At 71.4% G+C, this 18670-nt stretch carries 18 protein-coding genes; 11 read left to right on the forward strand and 7 right to left on the reverse strand.

The features are described 5' to 3' along the window. Window positions 1-6: 6 nt before the first annotated feature. The 8 genes from ACFYOP_RS07545 (at window position 7) to ACFYOP_RS07580 (ending at window position 7159) form a co-directional block, all read left to right on the forward strand. Window positions 7-780: an SDR family NAD(P)-dependent oxidoreductase gene (locus ACFYOP_RS07545; protein ID WP_356896410.1), complete on the forward strand. Its 774-nt coding sequence runs from the start codon at window positions 7-9 to the stop codon at window positions 778-780. Between the two features lie 32 nt (window positions 781-812). After that, window positions 813-1115, forward strand: coding sequence for a YciI family protein (locus ACFYOP_RS07550; RefSeq protein WP_356896412.1), 303 nt, complete (start codon window positions 813-815; stop codon window positions 1113-1115). A gap of 61 nt (window positions 1116-1176) precedes the next feature. Then, window positions 1177-2514: a PLP-dependent aminotransferase family protein gene (locus tag ACFYOP_RS07555; RefSeq protein WP_356896414.1), complete on the forward strand. Its 1338-nt coding sequence runs from the start codon at window positions 1177-1179 to the stop codon at window positions 2512-2514. After that, complete coding sequence (locus ACFYOP_RS07560; protein ID WP_356896416.1) at window positions 2511-3767, forward strand: ATP-grasp domain-containing protein; 1257 nt, start codon at window positions 2511-2513, stop codon at window positions 3765-3767. The genes ACFYOP_RS07555 and ACFYOP_RS07560 overlap by 4 nt, the downstream gene beginning before the upstream one ends. A 221-nt stretch (window positions 3768-3988) precedes the next feature. After that, window positions 3989-5098, forward strand: a complete 1110-nt coding sequence (locus ACFYOP_RS07565; RefSeq protein WP_356896418.1) for an LLM class flavin-dependent oxidoreductase — start codon at window positions 3989-3991, stop codon at window positions 5096-5098. Window positions 5099-5188: 90 nt separating this feature from the next. After that, window positions 5189-5665, forward strand: a complete 477-nt coding sequence (locus ACFYOP_RS07570; protein WP_356896420.1) for a flavin reductase family protein — start codon at window positions 5189-5191, stop codon at window positions 5663-5665. 268 nt (window positions 5666-5933) lie between these two features. After that, window positions 5934-6893, forward strand: coding sequence for a ScbA/BarX family gamma-butyrolactone biosynthesis protein (locus ACFYOP_RS07575; protein ID WP_356896422.1), 960 nt, complete (start codon window positions 5934-5936; stop codon window positions 6891-6893). 83 nt (window positions 6894-6976) lie between these two features. Next, the gene (locus ACFYOP_RS07580) at window positions 6977-7159 is read left to right on the forward strand and encodes a hypothetical protein (protein WP_356896424.1); all 183 of its coding nucleotides are present in this window, start codon (window positions 6977-6979) and stop codon (window positions 7157-7159) included. Window positions 7160-7289: 130 nt separating this feature from the next. Here ACFYOP_RS07580 and ACFYOP_RS07585 read toward each other — a convergent pair whose 3' ends face one another. Beyond that, window positions 7290-8240 carry a peptidase gene (locus ACFYOP_RS07585; RefSeq protein WP_356896426.1) on the reverse strand — a complete coding sequence of 317 codons (951 nt, stop codon included), beginning with the start codon at window positions 8238-8240 and terminating at the stop codon, window positions 7290-7292. A 111-nt stretch (window positions 8241-8351) separates the two neighbouring features. Continuing rightward, window positions 8352-8837, reverse strand: a complete 486-nt coding sequence (locus ACFYOP_RS07590; protein WP_356896428.1) for a GNAT family N-acetyltransferase — start codon at window positions 8835-8837, stop codon at window positions 8352-8354. Between the two features lie 50 nt (window positions 8838-8887). Between ACFYOP_RS07590 and ACFYOP_RS07595 the strand changes: the two genes are divergently transcribed. Then, window positions 8888-9685 (forward strand): exodeoxyribonuclease III, encoded by a 798-nt coding sequence (locus tag ACFYOP_RS07595; protein ID WP_356896430.1) that lies wholly within the window; start codon window positions 8888-8890, stop codon window positions 9683-9685. 118 nt (window positions 9686-9803) lie between these two features. On the opposite strand, the gene ACFYOP_RS07600 is transcribed toward ACFYOP_RS07595, so the two are convergent. The 4 genes from ACFYOP_RS07600 to ACFYOP_RS07615 form a co-directional block, all read right to left on the reverse strand. Then, window positions 9804-10037: a hypothetical protein gene (locus tag ACFYOP_RS07600; protein WP_356896432.1), complete on the reverse strand. Its 234-nt coding sequence runs from the start codon at window positions 10035-10037 to the stop codon at window positions 9804-9806. A 106-nt stretch (window positions 10038-10143) separates the two neighbouring features. Beyond that, on the reverse strand, window positions 10144-11025 hold the full coding sequence (locus tag ACFYOP_RS07605; RefSeq protein ID WP_356896434.1) for an SDR family oxidoreductase: 882 nt from the start codon (window positions 11023-11025) through the stop codon (window positions 10144-10146). Further along, on the reverse strand, window positions 11022-11960 hold the full coding sequence (locus tag ACFYOP_RS07610; protein ID WP_356896436.1) for an alpha/beta hydrolase: 939 nt from the start codon (window positions 11958-11960) through the stop codon (window positions 11022-11024). The genes ACFYOP_RS07605 and ACFYOP_RS07610 overlap by 4 nt, the downstream gene beginning before the upstream one ends. Continuing rightward, a complete protein-coding gene (locus ACFYOP_RS07615) occupies window positions 11957-13507 on the reverse strand; it encodes an NAD(P)/FAD-dependent oxidoreductase (RefSeq protein ID WP_356896531.1) in 1551 nt (516 codons plus the stop codon). Before ACFYOP_RS07615 ends, ACFYOP_RS07610 begins: the two co-directional genes overlap by 4 nt. Window positions 13508-13677: 170 nt before the next feature. Between ACFYOP_RS07615 and ACFYOP_RS07620 the strand changes: the two genes are divergently transcribed. Continuing rightward, on the forward strand, window positions 13678-14304 hold the full coding sequence (locus tag ACFYOP_RS07620) for a MerR family transcriptional regulator (protein ID WP_356896533.1): 627 nt from the start codon (window positions 13678-13680) through the stop codon (window positions 14302-14304). Between the two features lie 103 nt (window positions 14305-14407). Here the strand turns inward: ACFYOP_RS07620 and ACFYOP_RS07625 are convergent, their stop codons facing one another. Continuing rightward, window positions 14408-17794: a S41 family peptidase gene (locus ACFYOP_RS07625; protein ID WP_356896438.1), complete on the reverse strand. Its 3387-nt coding sequence runs from the start codon at window positions 17792-17794 to the stop codon at window positions 14408-14410. A gap of 199 nt (window positions 17795-17993) precedes the next feature. Between ACFYOP_RS07625 and ACFYOP_RS07630 the strand changes: the two genes are divergently transcribed. Next, window positions 17994-18566 carry a TetR/AcrR family transcriptional regulator gene (locus tag ACFYOP_RS07630; protein WP_356896440.1) on the forward strand — a complete coding sequence of 191 codons (573 nt, stop codon included), beginning with the start codon at window positions 17994-17996 and terminating at the stop codon, window positions 18564-18566. Window positions 18567-18670: the final 104 nt, after the last annotated feature.

An 18670-nucleotide genomic window follows, 5' to 3' on the forward strand; every position in this document is an offset into this window, starting at 1 on the left:
CGAAGCATGACCACGAGTACCGCAGGGCCCGCGCAGACCGCACGGACCGCCCTGCTGATCGGCGCCGCGGGCGGAATCCTGCGGGAAGTGGCCCGGGGCCTGGCCGAGGAAGGCCACACGCTCGTCCTCTTCGACCGGGACGAGGAGGCCGTGAACCGGCTGGCGGACCGGCTGAGCCGGCTCACCGAGGTCGAGGTGGTGGTCGGCGACATCACCGACATACCCGCTGCAGAGCGCCTGCTCACCGGCATCGTCGAGCAGTTCGCGCCCTCGATCCTGGTCAACGGTGTCGGCGGGGACACCCGTGTCATCGGCTACGCCGACCTGACCGCCGGCCACTTCGACGCATCGTTCCTGGAGAACGTGGTCAGCAGCTGGATCGCGATCAAGGTCTGTGCTCCCCGCATGGCGCGGGACGGCTACGGACGCATCGTCAACTTCGCCTCCGCGGGCGGCCGTACCTACAGCCACTTCAACAACGCCGCCTACGTCGGAGCGAAGGCCGCCGTCATCGGCATGACGAAGCAGATGGCCTACGAACTCGCCCCGGCCGGCGTCGTCGTCAACGTCGTCGCCCACGGTCCCATCGCCACCGAGCGCGTGGCCGGCGCCTGGGAGCGGCGTGACCCGGAGCAGAAGAAGGCCGTGCTGTCCAAGCTGCCCATGGGCCGGATGGGCACCGTCGACGAGGCCGTCGGCAGCGTGCTCCATCTCTGCTCCGAGAGCGCCGGCTACTCGACCGGCGCGGTGATCGACATCAACGGCGGGCTCTACATGTGACGCGCCGCCCGTAAGCCCGAAGGAGTCTTCCCATGGCGAAATTCGTCGTCGAATTCCAGTACAACGTCGACCGCGCGGGCCGCCAGGAGCTGCACCCCGCGCACGCGGAGAACCTCCGCAGCCTCGCCGACGACGGCGTGCTGCTGCTCGCCGGGCCGCTCCCCGAAGCCAACGCCGGACTGCTGCTCTACGAGGTCGAGGACCGCGACGCACTGCAGAAGCTGTTGGACACCGAACCCTATGTCCAGGGCGGCCTCGTCGCCGAGACGCGCGTCCGCCAGTGGACGCCGGGCAAGGGCAGCTGGATCGCCGCGCTCGACCGGCCCGCCGCCTGACCGGGTCGCTCCCCTCCCGTCCCGCCCCGCCCGGACCCACACGTCGGAAGGAACAACCGGCATGACCGCCATACCCGTCCAGGAGCACCCCCCGCTCCAGCGGACACCACTGCTCCGGACCTCGCTGCACGCCGGCATCGTCGACCCGGAGATGGACTCGATGCGGTTGCTGAGCGAGACCGCGATGAAGTTCCCCGAGGCCCTGTCGTTCTCCTCGGGCGCTCCGTACGACGGCAACCACGACCTGGCGAACCTCTCGCACTACGTCGAGCGCTACCTCGGGCACCTGCGGGAGCAGGGCGTTCCCGAACAGCGCATCACCCGGCTGCTCTTCCAGTACGGACCGGTCAACGGCTTCATCCAGGACGAGGTCGCCCGGATGCTCCGGCACGACGAGGGCATCGAGGTCTCCGCCGAGTCCATCATGATCACCCACGGCTTCCAGGAGGCGACCCTGGTCGCCCTGCGCGGCCTGTTCGCCTCGCCCGACGACGTCCTGCTGTCCGTCTCCCCGGCGTACGTGGGCATCCGTGGCGCGGCCAGGATGCTGGACATCCCGGTGAAGGGCATCGTCGAGGGACCGAACGGCCTGGAGCCCGACGCCGTGGCGGCCGCCGCCCGTGCCGTACGGGCCGCCGGCAAGCGTCCGCGCGCCCTCTACCTGGTCCCGGACTTCTCCAACCCGTCGGGCACGGTCGTCCCCCTGGAGGCCAGGCAGCGGCTGCTCGACGTGGCGGCGGAGGAAGGCCTCACGATCCTGGAGGACAACCCCTACGGACTGTTCGCCCGGGACGGCGAGAAGATGCCGACGCTCAAGTCGCTCGACACCCGCGGCGACGTGATCTACCTCGGGTCGTTCGCCAAGTCGGCCTTCCCCGGCGCCCGTCTCGGCTACCTGGTCGCCGACCAGGAGGTGACCGGCGAGGACGGCACCCGGCGCAGGCTCGCGCAGGAACTGTCCAAGGCCAAGGCCATGTTCTCGGTCGGTTCCTCCTCGCTGTCCCAGGCGGCGATCGGCGGAATCCTCGTGGAGAACGACTACGACCTGACCTCCGCCACCCGTGAGCTGGCCGCTGTCTACCAGGAGCGGCTCGCGGCGACACTCGACGCGCTCGCCGGCCACTTCCCGCCCGAGCGGTACGCCGAGCACCAGGTGCGCTGGAACGTTCCGCGCGGCGGCTTCTTCCTCACCGTCGAGGTCGGCTTCGAGGCGGATCTCGCCGCCATGGAGCGCTCCGCCCGGGACTTCGGCGTCAGCTGGGCACCGATGAGCATGTTCTACCTCGACGGCGGCGGCGACCGCGCGCTGCGGCTCGGCTTCAGCAACCTCACCCCCGCCGCCATCCGCGAGGGCATCGCGCGCCTCGCCCGCTTCATCGAGTCGGAGGCCGGCGCATGAGCCCCGCCCGCAAGCCCCTCGCGGTGGTCCTCGACGGCTACTCGGCAGGCAACTTCTATCCCGCCACCTTCGCCGCACAGGGCGCCGACGTGCTCCACGTGCAGAGCACCGCCGAACTCATTCCCACGATGCAGGCACCCGACCTGTCGGCGTACGCCGAGAACATCGTGTGCACCGACGAGGACAAGCTCGTCGAGATCCTGGGCGACCACGACCCGCTCTGCGTCGTCGCGGGCCAGGAGTCCTCCGTCCAGCTCGCCGACCGGCTGAGCGAGCGGCTGGGGCTGCCGACCAACGGTTCCGAACTCTCCCCGGCTCGCCGGGACAAGTACGAGATGATCGAGGCCCTGCGCCGGGCCGGCGTACGCTGCGCCGCCCAGTTCAAGAGCGGCGACCCGGACGCGCTGGTGGCCTGGGCGGAGGACCAGGGCCGCTACCCCGTGGTCATCAAGCCGATCAGCTCGGCCGCCTCCGACGGGGTGTTCATCTGCGAGAGCGCCGGGGAGGTCCGCACCGCGGCCGAGACCGTCCTCACGTCCCAGGACATCTTCGGGACCGCCAACAGCGAGATCCTCGTACAGTCCTATCTCAAGGGCACCGAGTACATCGTCGACACCGTGAGCTGCGACGGTGAGCGGTACGCCTGCGGAGTGTGGCAGTACGAGAAGACGCTGCTGCCCTCCGGCAAGAACATCTACAACCGCGACATCCTCGTCGATCCGGACAGCGAGCTCGTGACGGCCCTCGTCTCGTACGTCGACGAGGTGCTGGCCGCCCTCGGCGTACGGTGGGGCCCCGCGCACGCCGAGGTGATCATGACGGACGAGGGTCCGGCCCTCGTCGAGATCGGCACCCGCCTCAACGGAAACATCAACGCCCCCTTCCACGACGTGTGCCTCGGCCACAACCAGGCCGACCTCGCGGCGCAGGCGTACGCGCAGCCGGAAAGCTTCCGCGCGCGCTACGGCGGCCGCGTCTACCGCAAGCTCCAGCACGCCGTCGTCTACAACACGCCCACCGAGCTCGACGGGATCGTGGCGGCCGTGGACGAGACGGCCGTGGCGGAGATCCGCGGGCTGGAGAGCGTCTTCTTCGCCGGCGTCAAGGTACGGCCGGGCTCGCCGATCCGCCCCACGGTGGACCTGCTGACCAGTTCCCTGCGGGTCTTCCTCACGGCGGCCGACGAGGAGCGGCTCGCCGCCGACTACGAGCGCGTCCGGACCCTGAAGGACGCGGTCTACCGGCTCGCGTGACCCTGCCCGCAGCGCGCCCCGCGCGCTGCGGCCGGCGCCCCACGCCCCGCGCGTGACGGCCATCCGTACGCCCCGGCTTCCGCCTCCCCGTGCCTCCACACGCCTCCCCGTGTCCGCACGCTTCCCCGTGCCTTCGCACGTCTCTCCGTGGTTCGCACGCCTCCCCGTGCTTCCGTCCGCCTTCGCACTTCCCGCCTTCCACACCTCCCAGGAGAATTGCTGTGCACAGCCGCATCGGTCTCTTCCTGTCCCCCGTCCACGAGACCGGCCAGGACCCGCACCTCGCGATACGCAGGAACCTCGATCTCGTCGAGCAGGCAGACGAACTCAACTTCGACGAGGCGTGGTTCGGCGAACACCACACCCTCGGCTGGGGGCTCGTCGGGGCTCCCGAGACTCTGATCGCCGCAGCCTCCCAGCGCACCCGGCAGATCAAGCTGGCCCACGGTGTCGTACCGCTCTCCGGCCACCACCCCTTCCACGTCGCGAGCCGCGCCGTCCACCTCGACCACCTGACCCGCGGCCGCTACATCCTGGGCGTCGGTCCGGGGGTGCCGTTCGACGCGAAAATGTTCGGCCTGGAGCAGCCGGTGCAGCGCCGGCGACTCGAGGAGGCGCTGCCGACCGTGATGGAACTGGTCAACGGCGAAGAGCGGATCACACAGCAGACGGACTGGTTCGACCTGCGTGACGCCAAGCTCCAGCTGCCCCGCTTCAGCCCCGACGGCATTGAGGTCGCCATGGCCACCTCGGGCACCTCGCAGTCCAGTCCGCGGCTGATCGGCCAGTACGGCCTGAGCATGACCTCGTTCGCGCTGCCGTTCGCGCTGATGACTCCGGGCGCGCCCGCGCACATCAACCTGGCGCACCAGTGGAAGTTCGCCGAGGAGGCCGCCGCCGAGCACGGCCGGACCCTCGACCGGGACAAATGGCGCATCGCCCTGCCGGTACACGTGGCCGAGACCCGCGAAGAGGCCTACGCGGACGTACGTGAGGGCTACGACCGCTGGCTGTTCGAGTACTTCGGCAAGGCGGCCGGCCGGGACGTCATCAGTCCCGACGTGCCCCGCGAGAAGGCCCTGGAGGCCCGTGTCGAGGCCGGTGGCGCCCTCGTCGGATCGGTCGACGACGTGGTGGAGGGCATCCGGCGGCTCCAGGAGATCACCGGCGGGTTCGGCACGCTCCTGGTGTACGTCGCGGACTGGACGTCCTGGGAGAAGACGAACCGGAGCATGGAACTGCTGGCGCGGTATGTGGCGCCCCGCATCACCGGCTCCGCCGACCGCCCGCAGGAGGCCGTCGACTGGGCGATCGCCAGTCGCGCCAAGTAGTCCGGTGCGGGTGCCGGCCGGACCGACCCGTCCGGCCGGCACCCGCGGCGAATCGACCTTCATCCACTTCTCACTTGAGCGGAAGAACAGATGCTGGAGCAGCGCTCGTTCAGAGACATACTCGGCCGCTTCACCACGGGAGTCGTGCTGATCACCGCGCAGACCGAGCAGGGCCCTGTGGGCATGGCCGTCAACTCGTTCACGTCGGTGTCGCTCGACCCGCCGCTGGTCGCCCTGTGCGCGGCGGAGACGTCGACGACGTGGCCGGCCATCCGCGAGACGGGAGGGTTCGCGGTCACCATCCTCGGCGACCGGCACGGCGACCTGTGCCGGCTGTTCAGCACCAAGGGGGCCGAGCGGTTCACCGGCCGGGAATGGTCCACCACACGCGACGGGCACCCCATCCCGGCGGACGGGCTGGGCTGGCTGGACTGCCGTATCACCACGATCCATCAGGCGGGAGACCACGAGCTCGTCATCGCGGAGGCGACGGAGGGTGCGGTCACCGACCAGATCGGGCCGCTGGTCTTCCACGCCGGCCGTCTGACGGAGCTGGCGACGGTCTGATGCCGGCCGACGGGGGCCTCACGGGCGGGCCGCCCCGCCGCCTCCTGCGCGGCCCGCCGTCTCCTTCAGCGGCCCACCGGCCATTCCCCGACCACCGGCCATTCCCCGGCCCCCCGTCTCCTTCCGCGGCGCGTCCTGCCCACCGATCGCCGAAGTCCCGGCCGTGCACCGCCCGCCCGTCCGTCCCGTGGCGTGTCGCCCTACCAGTCCGCCCATGGGAAACGCACTCCGCACCGTCGACTATCGAGAAAGGCAATCCTGCGTGTCCGTGACCGATCCCCCGCGCGCCCTCCTGGCACCGCAGTACGCCATGGACACGGCTGATCTCCGCTTTGTCAGGACAGCCCCCCGCCACCTCGTCGGCCGCAGCGCCGTCGCGGAAGTGCTGATCACCGATTGGCGGCAGCTGGGGCCCGACACCTTCCGTCTCGGTGCCCAGTGGCCACGCGGGCACACGTTCTACCCGCCGATAGCCGGCGCCTGGCACGACCCGCTGCTCGCCGCAGAGACGCTGCGGCAGGCGTCCGTACTGGTCGGCCAGATCTACTACGGCGTACCGGCGGGCCGGCGCCCGTTCATGGAGGCGCTGGACATCGAGGTCGTGCCGGGAGCGCTGCTGCTGGGCCCGAGCCCGGCCGAGATACGGCTGGAGGTCTCCGGCGCGGACGTCAGCCGTCCGCACGGCACGCTGATCGGCATGACGCTGGAGGCGGAGCTGAAGCGCGGCGACGAGTTCGTCGGCGCGGGCCGGCTGGCGTTGCGCGTACCGTCCGCCGACGGCCGGGAGCACCGGGACGGGACACGCGGGGACGGGCTGCCGCCCCGGCCGGAACCGGTCCCGGCCGCGATCGTGGGCCGGCTCGACGAGCGTGACGTCGTCCTGGGCATCCCGTCCTCCGCGGCCGCGCGCCGCGGGCACAACTGGACGCTGCGGATCGACCCCGGCCATCCGGTGCTCTTCGACCGCCCCGCCGACCACGTCCCCGGCATGATGCTGCTGGAGGCGGCCCGGCAGGCGACCCAGGCCGTGTGCGCCCCGTACCGCGTCCTCCCGCTGGAACTGCGCAGCGCCTTCCACGGATACGTGGAACTCGACATCCCGTGCCACATCGCAGCGACCAGGCTCCCTTCCCAGGACGCCGGCGAGGACGCCGTGGTGCGGGTGACCGGTTCACAGGAGGGCAAGCTGCTCTTCGACAGCCTGGTCGTGGCGGGCCTCTACGACTGACCGATCGAGTGACTGACCGGTCAGCGGTACTCGTGGACGCCGCACGGCAGTCGACGTGTCCCCGCAGATTCAGCCGGTCGGCTGTGCTGCTGACGGCGGTCACGTTTCTCGTACTGTCCGGACTGGCACGCTTCTTCGGCCAGGGGTGGGACGTGGCGTTGCGTTGGGCAGCCGTCGCCGCGGGATGTGTCACTCTCGGCTGCGCGCTGGTGTATCCGCTCGTCAGGGGCGAGCTGACGGATGCCGAGCGCGCGCGGACACAGTGACCTGGTCGGAGGTCCTCGGCAGCAGGCGGCGACTTTGCCGAGGATCTCGTCGTCGTTCCTGGCGAGGGCCCCGGCCGGGACCGCGGCCGGGGCTGTCGTCGGGCATGCCGGTTCAGAATGCGGGCACGACTCAGGACGCCTGGGCGCTGTCGTAGACCGCCTTCGCCTCGGGGCCGAAGTACGGGCCGAACATGCGGTTGGGCAGGAAGCGGTAGCCGAAGCTGTTCACCGAGACCTGGAGGCCGGTGCCGGTGGATTCGTCGAAGGACTCGAACCAGGGGCCGCCGCTGGAGCCGCCCGTCATGTTGCAGCCGAGGCTGTGGTCCTGGGAGAAGAGGAAGTCCTTCGAACTGTTGCCGCTGCAGTGGATCAGCTTGCTGCCGTCGTACGGGTCGGCCGCCGGGAAGCCGAAGGCGTACATCGCCTTGTTGTAGCCGCCGTTGAACCTCAGGCCCTGCGCCCCGACCGTCTCGGCGAGTGTCCTGCCGTTCTGCGGGGCGACGACCGCGGCGCCGACGTCGTAGTTGATGTCCTCGCTCGCCGCCCACTGCTGCGTGGCGAGGGTCCGGGTGGCGCTCCACCGGCCGTACGGGGCCTGGCCGTTGTCGTAGCCGGGGACGAAGACCCAGTCGGTGTGCCAGGAGCCCTGGTACTTCACGCAGTGGCCGGCGGTCATGACCGTGCTGCCGTTCCGGCTGGTGACGGAGTTGCCGGAGCAGGAGGCCGTACGGCCCTGGAAGGTGAAGAACACCCGGCCCGACGTCTTCACCACCGCGCCGCCGCCGGTCCACGGGCCGCCGGCCTGTGGGAAGGAGGTGGGGGCGATGACCGTCTCCTTGCCGGAGGCGGCCGGCGCGGGCGTCCGGAGGGTGGTGCCGGAAGTGGCGCGGATCAGGTCGAGCGGGGTGGCGGCGCGCATTCGCTCGGCGGTCCAGAACCCCTCGGCCGCCTGCTTCGGCGCGAAGGAGGCGGGGCGGGGTGCGGGGGAGGGGGCGGCGTCCGCCGTGGTGGCGGACAGCGCCCCGACGAGCAGGGCGCCGACGGCGGTCAGGACCGAGGCGGCTAAGCGGTGGCGTCTCACGCATGTCTCCTTCTGCCGTGCCCGCCCGCGGTCGTGTTCGGGCGGGGAGGGGGGCGAGGGTGGTGCGGATCGGCGTGCGTGAGGCAGGGTGCCACGAATCGCGAAAGAATGTCAGGGTCGCGTCAAAAGCTTCGCCATGCAGAGGCTGCTCGGGTACTCCCGGTAGTAGCCGAACTTGGCGCACGGCTCATAGCCGCTGGAGGCGTAGAGCGCGATCGCCTCCGGCTGCATGTCGCCGGTCTCCAGCACCATGCGGATCCGGCCGGCCGCGCGGGCGTCGTCCTCGAGCGCGGCGAGGATGCGGCGGGCCAGCCCCCGGCCGCGCGCCTCGGGGATCACGTACATGCGCTTGAGCTCGGCGTCGCCGTCCGAGTACCCCTCCGAGTTCTCGTCCTGGGTGCGCCAGCCGCCGGTCGCCAGCGGCCGGTCCTGGTTGTCGTAGGCGATGAGATAAAGGCCACGCGGCGGCACGAACATCGAGGGGTCGAGCGGTGTGGCGTCACCGTCGTCCCCGTAACGCTCGACGTACTCGAGCTGGACCTGGTCGTTGAGCTTCACCGCGTCCGGGTGATCGAAGCCCACTGTTCTGACATGCATGCCGGAAAGCGTACGTGTATGCGAATGGCGTCTGCCGGTAAGGTGCCGGGATGCTCACTGTGACCACCGTGAATGTGAACGGTCTCCGGGCCGCCGCGAAGAAGGGCTTCGTCGAGTGGCTCGCGACGACCGCCGCCGACGCGATCTGCCTCCAGGAGGTCCGCGCCACCGCCGACCAGCTCCCGGCCGAGGTGCGCGACCCCGACGGCTGGTACACGGTGCACGCCCCTGCCGCGGCGAAGGGCCGCGCGGGCGTCTCCCTCTACACGCGGCGTGAACCCGACGCGGTGCGGATCGGCTTCGGCTCGAGCGAGTTCGACGGCAGCGGCCGGTACGTCGAGGCGGACCTGCCGGGGGTCACGGTCGCCAGCCTCTACCTGCCGTCCGGTCAGGTGGGCACGGAGCGGCAGGACGAGAAGATCCGCTTCATGGGCGAGTTCCTGCCGTACCTGAAGGAGCTGCGGGCCCGCGCGGCGGCCGACGGCCGGGAGGTCGTCGTCTGCGGCGACTGGAACATCGCGCACCGCGAGGCCGACCTCAAGAACTGGAAGGGCAACCAGAAGCACTCCGGCTTCCTCCCCGAGGAGCGGGAGTGGCTCGGCCGGGTCTTCGACGAGGCGGAGTACGTGGACGTGGTCCGCGCCCTCCACCCCGACCAGGAGGGCCCGTACACCTGGTGGTCCTACCGCGGCCGGGCCTTCGACAACGGCACCGGCTGGCGCATCGACTACCAGGTGGCGACGGCCGGCCTGGCGAAGCGGGCCGTCAAGGCGTGGGTGGAACGGGCGGCGACGCACGACGAACGGTGGTCCGACCACGCGCCGGTGACGGCGGTCTACGAGAACTGAGCCCGCCCGCAAGGGGGTTCGCCGGCGGTCGCACACGCGCCGTGAAACGCACGGAAAGGGCGCACCCGCAACGGCGGGTGCGCCCTTCGTACGTAGGCCGGCGGCCTGCGCCGCCTCGTCAGGCTTCGTAGTCCTCGAGCCTGTCGCGGCGCTCACGCATCGCGCTCTCGCCGCGCTCCCGCATGGACTCCTTGGACCGGCCGCCCTGCTGCTGCTCGCGGTCCTGCATCCGCTCGGAGACCTCGTCCTTGGCGCGGCGTGCGCGCTGCGACGGGTCGCCCTTGCCGGACTTCTGCTTCGCCTGGTCCGCGAGCTCGTTGGCCTTGTCCTTGAACTGGTCCGAGATGCCCATGGAAGGTCACTCCTTGAAGTGTGTGGGGGGTCGGGGGCGATCACGCCCCCGGGGCTGCGACCAGCCTGGCACGCACCCGCACACCGCGCATTTCGATCAGTGACGCTCAGTGGCTCTGGGTGCGTACGGCCTCGTCAGCGGCCCCGCCGGCCCCCACGAGCCCGGTCGAGACGGACCCGAGGCGAGGCTCGAAGCGACGCATCTCGCGCTGTCCCACCGTCCCGATGAGCGCCGGCAGGTAGCCGCGGATCGACTGCATCCCGCGCAGCCACCACTGTCCGTACACATGCGCGGAACGCCGCTCGATGCCTGCCACGATCCGGTCCACCGCCGGGCCCAGCGGGTACGTGCGGTTCGACGGCCAGGGCAGCCGCTGGCGCAGTTCCCGCATCACGTCGTCCTGGTCGGCGCCGCGCACCATGTCGGTGTCGGTCCAGGAGAGATAGCCGACGCCGACCCGGACGCCCCGGTGGCCGACCTCCGCCCGCAGGCTGTGCGCGAACGCCTCCACGCCCGACTTGGACGCGCAGTACGCCGACATCATCGGGGCGGGGGTGATCGCGGCGAGGGACGCGATCTGGAGGAGGTAGCCCCGGCTCTCCATCAGCACGGGCAGAAACGCCCGCGCCGTCACGGCACTTCCGATCAGATTCACCTCGATGACGCGCCGCCAGGAGTCCGGGTCGGAGTGCAGGAACGGACCGCCGGACGCCACGCCCGCGTTGGCGACGACGATGTCGACCTTGCCGAAGCGCTCCTTGACCTCCTGTGCCACCCGCGCCATCGCCTCGTGGTCGGTGACGTCCGCGTGCCAGTGGTCGGCCTCGGTGTGCAGCCGGGCCGCGACCTTCTTCAACTCGTCGGGCTCGAGGCCGACCAGCGCCACCTTCGCGCCGCGCGCGGAGAGTTTGCGCGCCAGCAGCTCGCCGACGCCCCGCGCCGCGCCGGTGACGACCGCGACCTGTCCCTCCAGGCTCACCTTGCTCATGCGGCCTCCTCCTTCACGTCCAGGTATGTACGGACCAGCTCACGGATCTTGGCGGTGACGGTCTCCGGGGCCTCCACCGGTGTCATGTGGCCCGTCCCGGCGAGCTTCACCAGTTCGAGGCACTGGGGGAGGGCGGCGGCCAGCCGTTCGGCGTGCACGAACGGCGTGAGCCGGTCGGCCGTGCCGGCGACGACGACCGCGGGGACGTCCAGTCCCCGCACCCCCTGGTCCAGGTCGAGTTCACCGAGGACGCGCGACCAGGCGACCCGCGCGGCGCGCGGGCAGGCGTGGACGATACGGGCGCACTCGTCGACCCGTTCCGGCGCCGAACCGGGGCCCATGGTGGCGTACTTGAGGATGCGCCGGGAGACAGGCGTGACCGGGCCGAGCGGGAGGCGGGCGCCGAGGATCAGATGCGTGAGCCGGGTCCGCAGCCGCCCGGGCCGCATCGGCAGCACCAGTGACTCGTCGACGAGCCGTGCGCTGCCCGTGCTGCACAGCAGCACGGCGGCCGCGTGCTCGCGGAAGCCGGGACGCCCGGACGCGGCCATCATCGTCATGCCGCCCATGGAGTGGCCGGCGAGCACGGCCTTCTCACCCGGCGCCAGGACGGCGGCGAGCACGGCCTCCAGGTCGTCGGCGAGGCGGTCGGTGCCGACGGGCCCGGCCGGTGTGCGGCCGTGGCCGCGCTGGTCGTAGACGACGACGCGGTGGTCCGCCGCCAGGTCCCGTATCTGCGCGGCCCAGAAGAGGGTGGAGCAGGTCCAGCCGTGGGCCAGGACGACGGTGGGCGCTCCGCCGGAGCCTTCGGCCCGGGAGGTGCCTCCGTCGGGGCCGTGCACCTCGACATGGATGCGTGATCCGTCGGCGGAGACGGCGGTCAGCACGCGGTCGGGGACGGGGGCGGGGTTGCCGCGGCGCAGAAGCCGGCTCATGCGACGGCCTCCGCGTCCTTCGTACCGCTCGTGGCCTTCGCCCCGCCCGCCGCGACCGGTTTCCCGCCCGCGGCGGCCCTGATCACCTCGTACTCGGCGAGGTCCACATGCCGGGTCGCGCTGCGGAACTCGGTGGTGGTGCCGGGCCAGATCGTGGTGTTGCGGCCGCTCGCGTCCAGGTACCAGCTGGTGCAGCCGCCGGTGTTCCACACGGTCCGCTTCATCCGCTCCTGCACGCGGCGGTTCCAGGCGTGGACGGAGGACGGGCGGGCCGCGAGCGCCGAGCCCTCGCCGAGGAGGTTCAACTGCCGCAGGTAGTCGGCCAGGTAGTTCAGCTGCGACTCGATCATCAGGATCATGGAGGAGTTCCCGAGCCCGGTGTTCGGGCCGATGATCGTCATCCAGTTCGGGAAGCCGGCCGCGGTCGCGCCGCGCAGCGACTCCATGCCGTCCTTCCACGCCTCGGCGAGCGTGATCCCCTCCGCGCCGACGACCCGTTCGGCGATCGGCATGTCGGTGACGTGGAAACCGGTGCCGAAGATGATCGCGTCGACCTCGGTCTCGGTGCCGTCCGCGGCGACCAGGGTCGAGCCGCGCACCTCCTTGAGCCCGGAGGCGACGACGTCCACATTGGGCTGCGCGAGCGCCGGGTAGTAGGTGCTGGAGAGCAGGATGCGCTTGCAGCCGATGCGGTACGAGGGCGTCAGCTTGGCCCGCAGCTCCGGGTCCTTGATCGCCTTGCGCATGTTGGCCTTGGCCAGCTGCTCGACGAGGCCCAGCTCGTTCGGCCGCTTGGTGAACGCCTGGACCTGGAGTTCCCTGATGCCCCACAGCAGTCCGCGCCGGGCGGCGCCGGTGAACGGCAGTTGCCGGTGCAGCCAGCGCTCCGCCCCGGAGATCTTCCGGTCCATCCGCGGCATGACCCACGGGGGCGTGCGCTGGAAGAGGGTGAGGCTGTCGACCTTGGGCTGGATCGAGGGCACGATCTGGATCGCGGACGCGCCGGTCCCGATCATCGCGACGCGCTTGCCGGTCAGGTCGTAGTCGTGGTCCCAGCGCGCCGAGTGGAAGACCTTGCCGGGGAAGTCGGCGAGGCCGGGCACGTCGGGCATCTTCGGGTCGGACAGCGGTCCGGTCGCGGAGACGACGACATCGGCCGACAGCGTGCCCCGGGAGGTCTCGATCTCCCAGCGGAGCTTCTCCGGGTCCCAGTACATCTTCAGCACTTCGTGCTCGAGGCGCAGATGCGGGCGGAGCCGGAAGGTGTCCGTCACATGCTCCAGATACGCGCGGATGTGCTCCTGGCCGGAGAAGGTGCGGGGCCAGTCGGGGTTGGGCGCGAAGGAGAACGAGTACAGATGCGAGGGCACGTCACAGGCGCAGCCCGGGTAGCTGTTGTCCCGCCAGGTGCCGCCGACCGAGGCCGCGCGTTCGAGGACGACGAAGTCGGTGATTCCCTCGCGGCGCAGCCGGACGGCTGCCCCGAGGCCGCCGAAGCCGGATCCGATCACCGCCACCCGTACGTGTTCGTGCTGCTGCTGGCCCATGCCGCCGCCTCCCGCTGGAACGTCCTTGCCGAACCCAAAAACACTGCCAGCAATCACTGGCATGGTTGGGAAGGTAGCGCAGCGGCCTACTGAGCGGTAGGGGTTGGGCGCGACAAGTTACCGGCGGTACAACATAGGCTTCTGCTGTGACGGAAGCGCGCGAGTACCGCATGGAGGAATTGGCCAAGGAGGCCGGGATCACGGTGCGCACCCTGCGCTTCTACCGGGAGCGCGGGCTGATACCGCCGCCGCGCCGGGAGGGCAGGATCGCCTGGTACGACGAGCACCACCTGGCCAGGCTGCGGACGATCGCCGCCCTGCTGGAGCGCGGCCACACCCTCAACGGCATCGCCGACCTGGCCACCGCCTTCGAGACCGGCCGGGACGTCGGCGAGGTCCTGGGCCTCGGCGAACCGACCGAGGAGACCCCGGTCCGGCTCACCCCCGAGGCGCTCGCCGACTACTTCGAGGGCGAGGTCACCGCCGAGAATCTGGCCGCCGCGCTCGAACTCGGCTATCTCGCGACCGACGGCGACGAGATCGTCCACATCAGCCGCCGTCTGCTGGACGTCTCGGCCGCGCTGGTCCGCCAGGGCGTCCCGCTCGCGGCCGTGCTGGAGGCGGGCCGCCAGGTGCGGGTGCACGCGGAGGCCCTGGCCGAACTGTTCATCGACGTCCTGTCCGAGCACAGCGCCGACGACCAGCTGGAGAAGCTGCGCCCGCTCGCGAAGAGCGTCGTCGACGCGGAGCTGTCCATGGCGATGGACCGCCGTCTGCGCAGACCTCCCCAGCTCTGAGCCGTACCGGAAACGGACCGCGCACCCTGAAACGGACCGCGCACCCTGAAACGGACCGCGCACCCGGAAACGGACCGCGCACCCGGAAACGGGCGGCGTCCGGTCAGCGGGGCGGCAGCGGGGGCCGACGCAGGTCGGGGGCGCCCGAGTAGTCCGGCGGCACGGCGGCCGGCGCCGCCTTCAGCATGTCCAGCGCCAGCCGGATCGCGTCGTCGAGCCCCACATGACGTCCCTCGGCCCAGTCCAGCGGGGTGCGCAGCGCGTCCAGGTCCGGTTCCACGCCGTGGTTCTCGATCGACCAGCCGTACGCGTCGAACCAGGCCGCGTTCATCGGGACCGTGATCACCGTGCCGTCGCCCAGGCGGTGGCGGCCCGTCATGCCGACCACGCCGCCCCAGGTGCGGGAGCCCACGACAGGCCCGAGCCCCAGCAGCTTGAACGCCGCCGTGATCATGTCCCCGTCCGACGAGGTCGCCTCGTCGGCGATCGCGACGACCGGCCCGCGCGGGGCGTTGGAGGTGTAGGAGACGGGCTCCGCGTTGCGCGTCAGGTCCCAGCCCAGGATCTTGCGGGTGAGCGTCTCGATGACCAGTTCGCTGATGTGGCCGCCCGCGTTGCCGCGCACGTCCACGATGAGCGCGGGCCGCGAGACCTCCATGCGCAGATCGCGGTTGAACTGCGCCCAGCCGGAGCCGCCCATGTCGGGGATGTGCAGATAGCCGCACTTGCCGTCGCTCGCCTCCCGTACGACGGCCCGCCGTTTGGCGACCCAGTCCTGGTAGCGCAGCGGGCGCTCGTCGATCAGCGGGACGACGGCGACCCGGCGCGGGCGGCCCTCCCCCGGTGCGGGCAGGAACGTCAGCTCGACCGTCGTACCGCCCGCCGCGGCGAGCATCGGGTACGGCCCCCGCACCGGGTCGACCGGGCGGCCGTCCACGTGGGTGAGGACGGCGCCCTCCCTGATGCCCGTGCCGGCCAGCGGGGAGCGGGCCCTGGAGTCGGAGGACTCCCCCGGGAGGATGCGTTTGACCACCCATTCCCCGTCCCGGCACACCAGGTTGGCGCCGAGCAGCCCGATGGCCCGCTGGTAGTGCGGCGGCCCCTCGTTGCGGCGCGCCCCGGTGACGTACGCGTGGGAGGTGCCCAGTTCGCCGAGGACCTCGCGCATCAGGTCGGCGAACTCGTCGGGGGAGGCGACCCGTTCGACCAGCGGGCGGTACTGCTCCAGCACCCCGGCCCAGTCGATGCCGCACATGTCCGGTTCCCAGAAGTGGTCCCGGATGATGCGGCCGGCCTCCCCGTACGCCTGCCGCCATTCGGAGACCGGGTCCACCTCGTGCAGGATGCGGCGCATGTCGAGGAAGACGGTGGTGTCGCTGTCGCCCGACTCCGTGGCGGGCACGGCGCGCAGGTCGCCCTCGTCGACGACGACGAGCCGGGTGCCGTCGCCGCTGACCGCGAACCAGTCGAGATGGCCGACCAGTTCGGTCCTGCGCGCCTTGGAGATGTCGAAGTGCTCCAGCGTCGGCCGGCCGGAGGTGTCGGCCGGGTTGACGAACGTCTCGCCCAGGGCGCCGGAGATGGGCCAGCGCAGCCAGACGAGTCCGCCGCCGGCGACCGGGTGCAGCGCCGAGTACTTGGACGCGGCGACCGGGAACGGCGTCACCCGGCTCGCCAGACCCTCCGTCTCCACGAGGACCGTGCTGTCGGGGGACTCCGCCAGCGGGTCGAGACCGCCGGCGGCGGGGCGGCCCTCCGGCGTGAGCGCGAACGGCGAGGGGGTCGCGGAGGACAGCGGCACCAGATAGGGGCGGCAGCCGAGCGGGAAGGACAGGTCGCCGGTGTGCACGTCGTACACGGGGTCGAAGCCGCGCCAGGAGAGAAAGGCGAGATAGCGGCCGTCGCTGGTGAAGACCGGGTTCTCGTCCTCGAAACGGCCGTCGGTGACGTCCACGATCGTACGGTCGGAGATCCTGGCCATCCGGATCTGCCGCAGCGAGCGTCCGATGCCGGGCTGGGACCACGTCAGCCAGGTCCCGTCGGGCGAGAAGGCGAGGTCGCGCACGGGCCCGTTCCCGGAGCGGACCAGCTCGGTGACATCGGCCGACGGCGCAGCGGACTCCTCGGGCTCCTCGGTCCCCGCCGCCTCGGGCTCCTGCCACATCGTGGCCCCCGCGGGCGTGTCCACCGCCTCCGCGGTGTCGACCAGCAGCAGCCGGCCGTCGTGCGACGCGACGGCGATCCGTTCGCCGTCCTCGTCGGCGACCATCTCCAGCACCCGCCCGAGCCTGCCCGAGGCCAGCCGGCGCGGTTCGCGCGGTCCGGTCGCGCGCGGCAGGGAGGCGATCTCGATCGCGTCCTCGCCGTCCGCGTCGGTCACATAGGCGACCTGGCCGCCGCTGCCCAGCATCTTCGGCAGCCGTACCCGGACGCCGGGGGTGTCGGCGATGGTCCGGGCGGGACCGTCGCGGTGGGTGAGCCAGTACAGGCTGCCGCGTACGTTGACGGCGCTGGCCCGTCCGGTCTCGTCGACCGAGATCGCGTTCACGTTGCCGGCGGCCGGCACCTGGTACGCACGGCGTCCGGCGCGCGGGCCGCCGAGCCGTACCTCCAGCTTGCGCGGCACCGAGTCCGTCGAGGCCATGTCCTCGACGATCCACAGGTCGCCGGCGCACTGGTAGACGACCCGGCGGCCGTCGCTCGACGCGTGCCGGGCGTAGAAGGCGTCGTGGTCGGTGTGGCGGCGCAGGTCGGTGCCGTCGGGGCGACAGGAGTAGAGGTTGGCGACGCCCTCGTGGTCGGAGAGGAAGGCGATCCGTCCGTCGTGCTCGGACCACCGGGCGGAGCCGTCGCCGCGGATGAACATCGGGCAGTCGAGGTGGCCGTTCAGATCGGGGAGCAGCCGTTCGCCGTGCAGCCACAGCCGGCCCATCGCCCCGCCGCGGTAGCGCTTCCAGGCGGCGGGCTCGTGCGGCGGCTTGCCGGTGAGCAGCAGGGTGCGCCGCTCGCAGCCCGTGCCGCCGGCGTGGGAGGGGCCCTCCGACTCGTCGGTGACGGCGATGTCGGAGACCGGTCCCCAGGGGAGCCGGCCGCCGGGGGAGCCGTCGGTCGGGACGCTGTAGGCCCAGGAGAAGTAGGAGAACGGCTGGCCGTGCGAGGAGACCGCGAGGATCCGGCCGTCGGGCGTCCAGCCGCAGACCCGGGTGTCGGTGGAGCCCCAATAGCTGAGCCGGCGCGCCGGTCCGCCCTCGACGGGCGCCAGATGGATCTCCGGGTCGAGGCTGCGCCAGTTCGTGTACGCGATGTGGCGGCCGTCCGGGGAGAAGCGCGGGTGGCCGACTCTGGTGCGGTCCACGGTCAGCCGCCACGCCCGGCCGGGCCGGTGCCCCTCCGGCGCCAGCGGTGCGACCCACAGGTCGTCCTCGGCGGCGAAGCACAGCAAGTCGTCGTGCAGATGCGGGAAACGGAGATACGCGACGTCGTCACTCACCCCCCAATGCTTTCCGCGCGGTGGGGGTGCGGCAACTCGTGGGCCCGGGTGAATCCCCGCCGGATGCCGAACGGGGCCGCCCCGCGCCGTGCCGTGACCGAGGCCACAAGCGAAACGGTTTCGTTTCGCCGAGGGGGAGGGGTAGCCTCGTTGTGTACGAAACAGTTTCGTTCGATCGACTGCGACCCGGGAGGCCGGCATGACCCGCAGCCGGCTCACCCCGGAGCGCGAGGCGCAGCTGTACGAAGCAGTGCTCGACCTGCTCCGCGAGGTCGGTTACGACGCCCTGACCATGGACGCCGTGGCCGCCCGCACACGCTCCAGCAAGGCCACGCTCTACCGCCAGTGGAAGAGCAAACCCGAGCTGGTCGCGACGGCGCTCAAGCACAGCAAGCCCGTGCAGGTCGGTGACATCGACACCGGCACCCTGCGCGGTGACTTCCACGCCATGGTCGGACGGACCGACGACTGCCAGATGGAGAAGGACTCCGCGCTGATGCGGGGTCTGGCCCAGGCGATCCACGCCCATCCGGATCTCCACACGGCCCTGCGCGAGCTGCTGATCGAGCCGGAGATGACCGGACTCGACGCGCTGCTGCGGCGGGCCGTGGACCGGGGCGAGATCAGTGCGGACAACCCGGCGCTGGGTTACGTGCCGCACATGCTGGTCGGCGCGTTCGTCGTCCGGCATCTGATCGAGGACCGCACCCCCGACCAAGCCTTCCTCACCGACTATCTCGACGCCGTGGTCCTCCCCGCCCTCGGCGTCTGACCTCCCCGGGTCGCCCGCTCCCCGCAGCACCACCGCACCACCTGACGCGCGCCGCTCTCGTCGTCGGGCCGGCTCCCCATGCCCTGTACACCCTCATAAACGGG

The sequence above is a fragment of the Streptomyces sp. NPDC006294 genome, assembly GCF_042870895.1.
GTDB lineage: Bacteria > Actinomycetota > Actinomycetes > Streptomycetales > Streptomycetaceae > Streptomyces.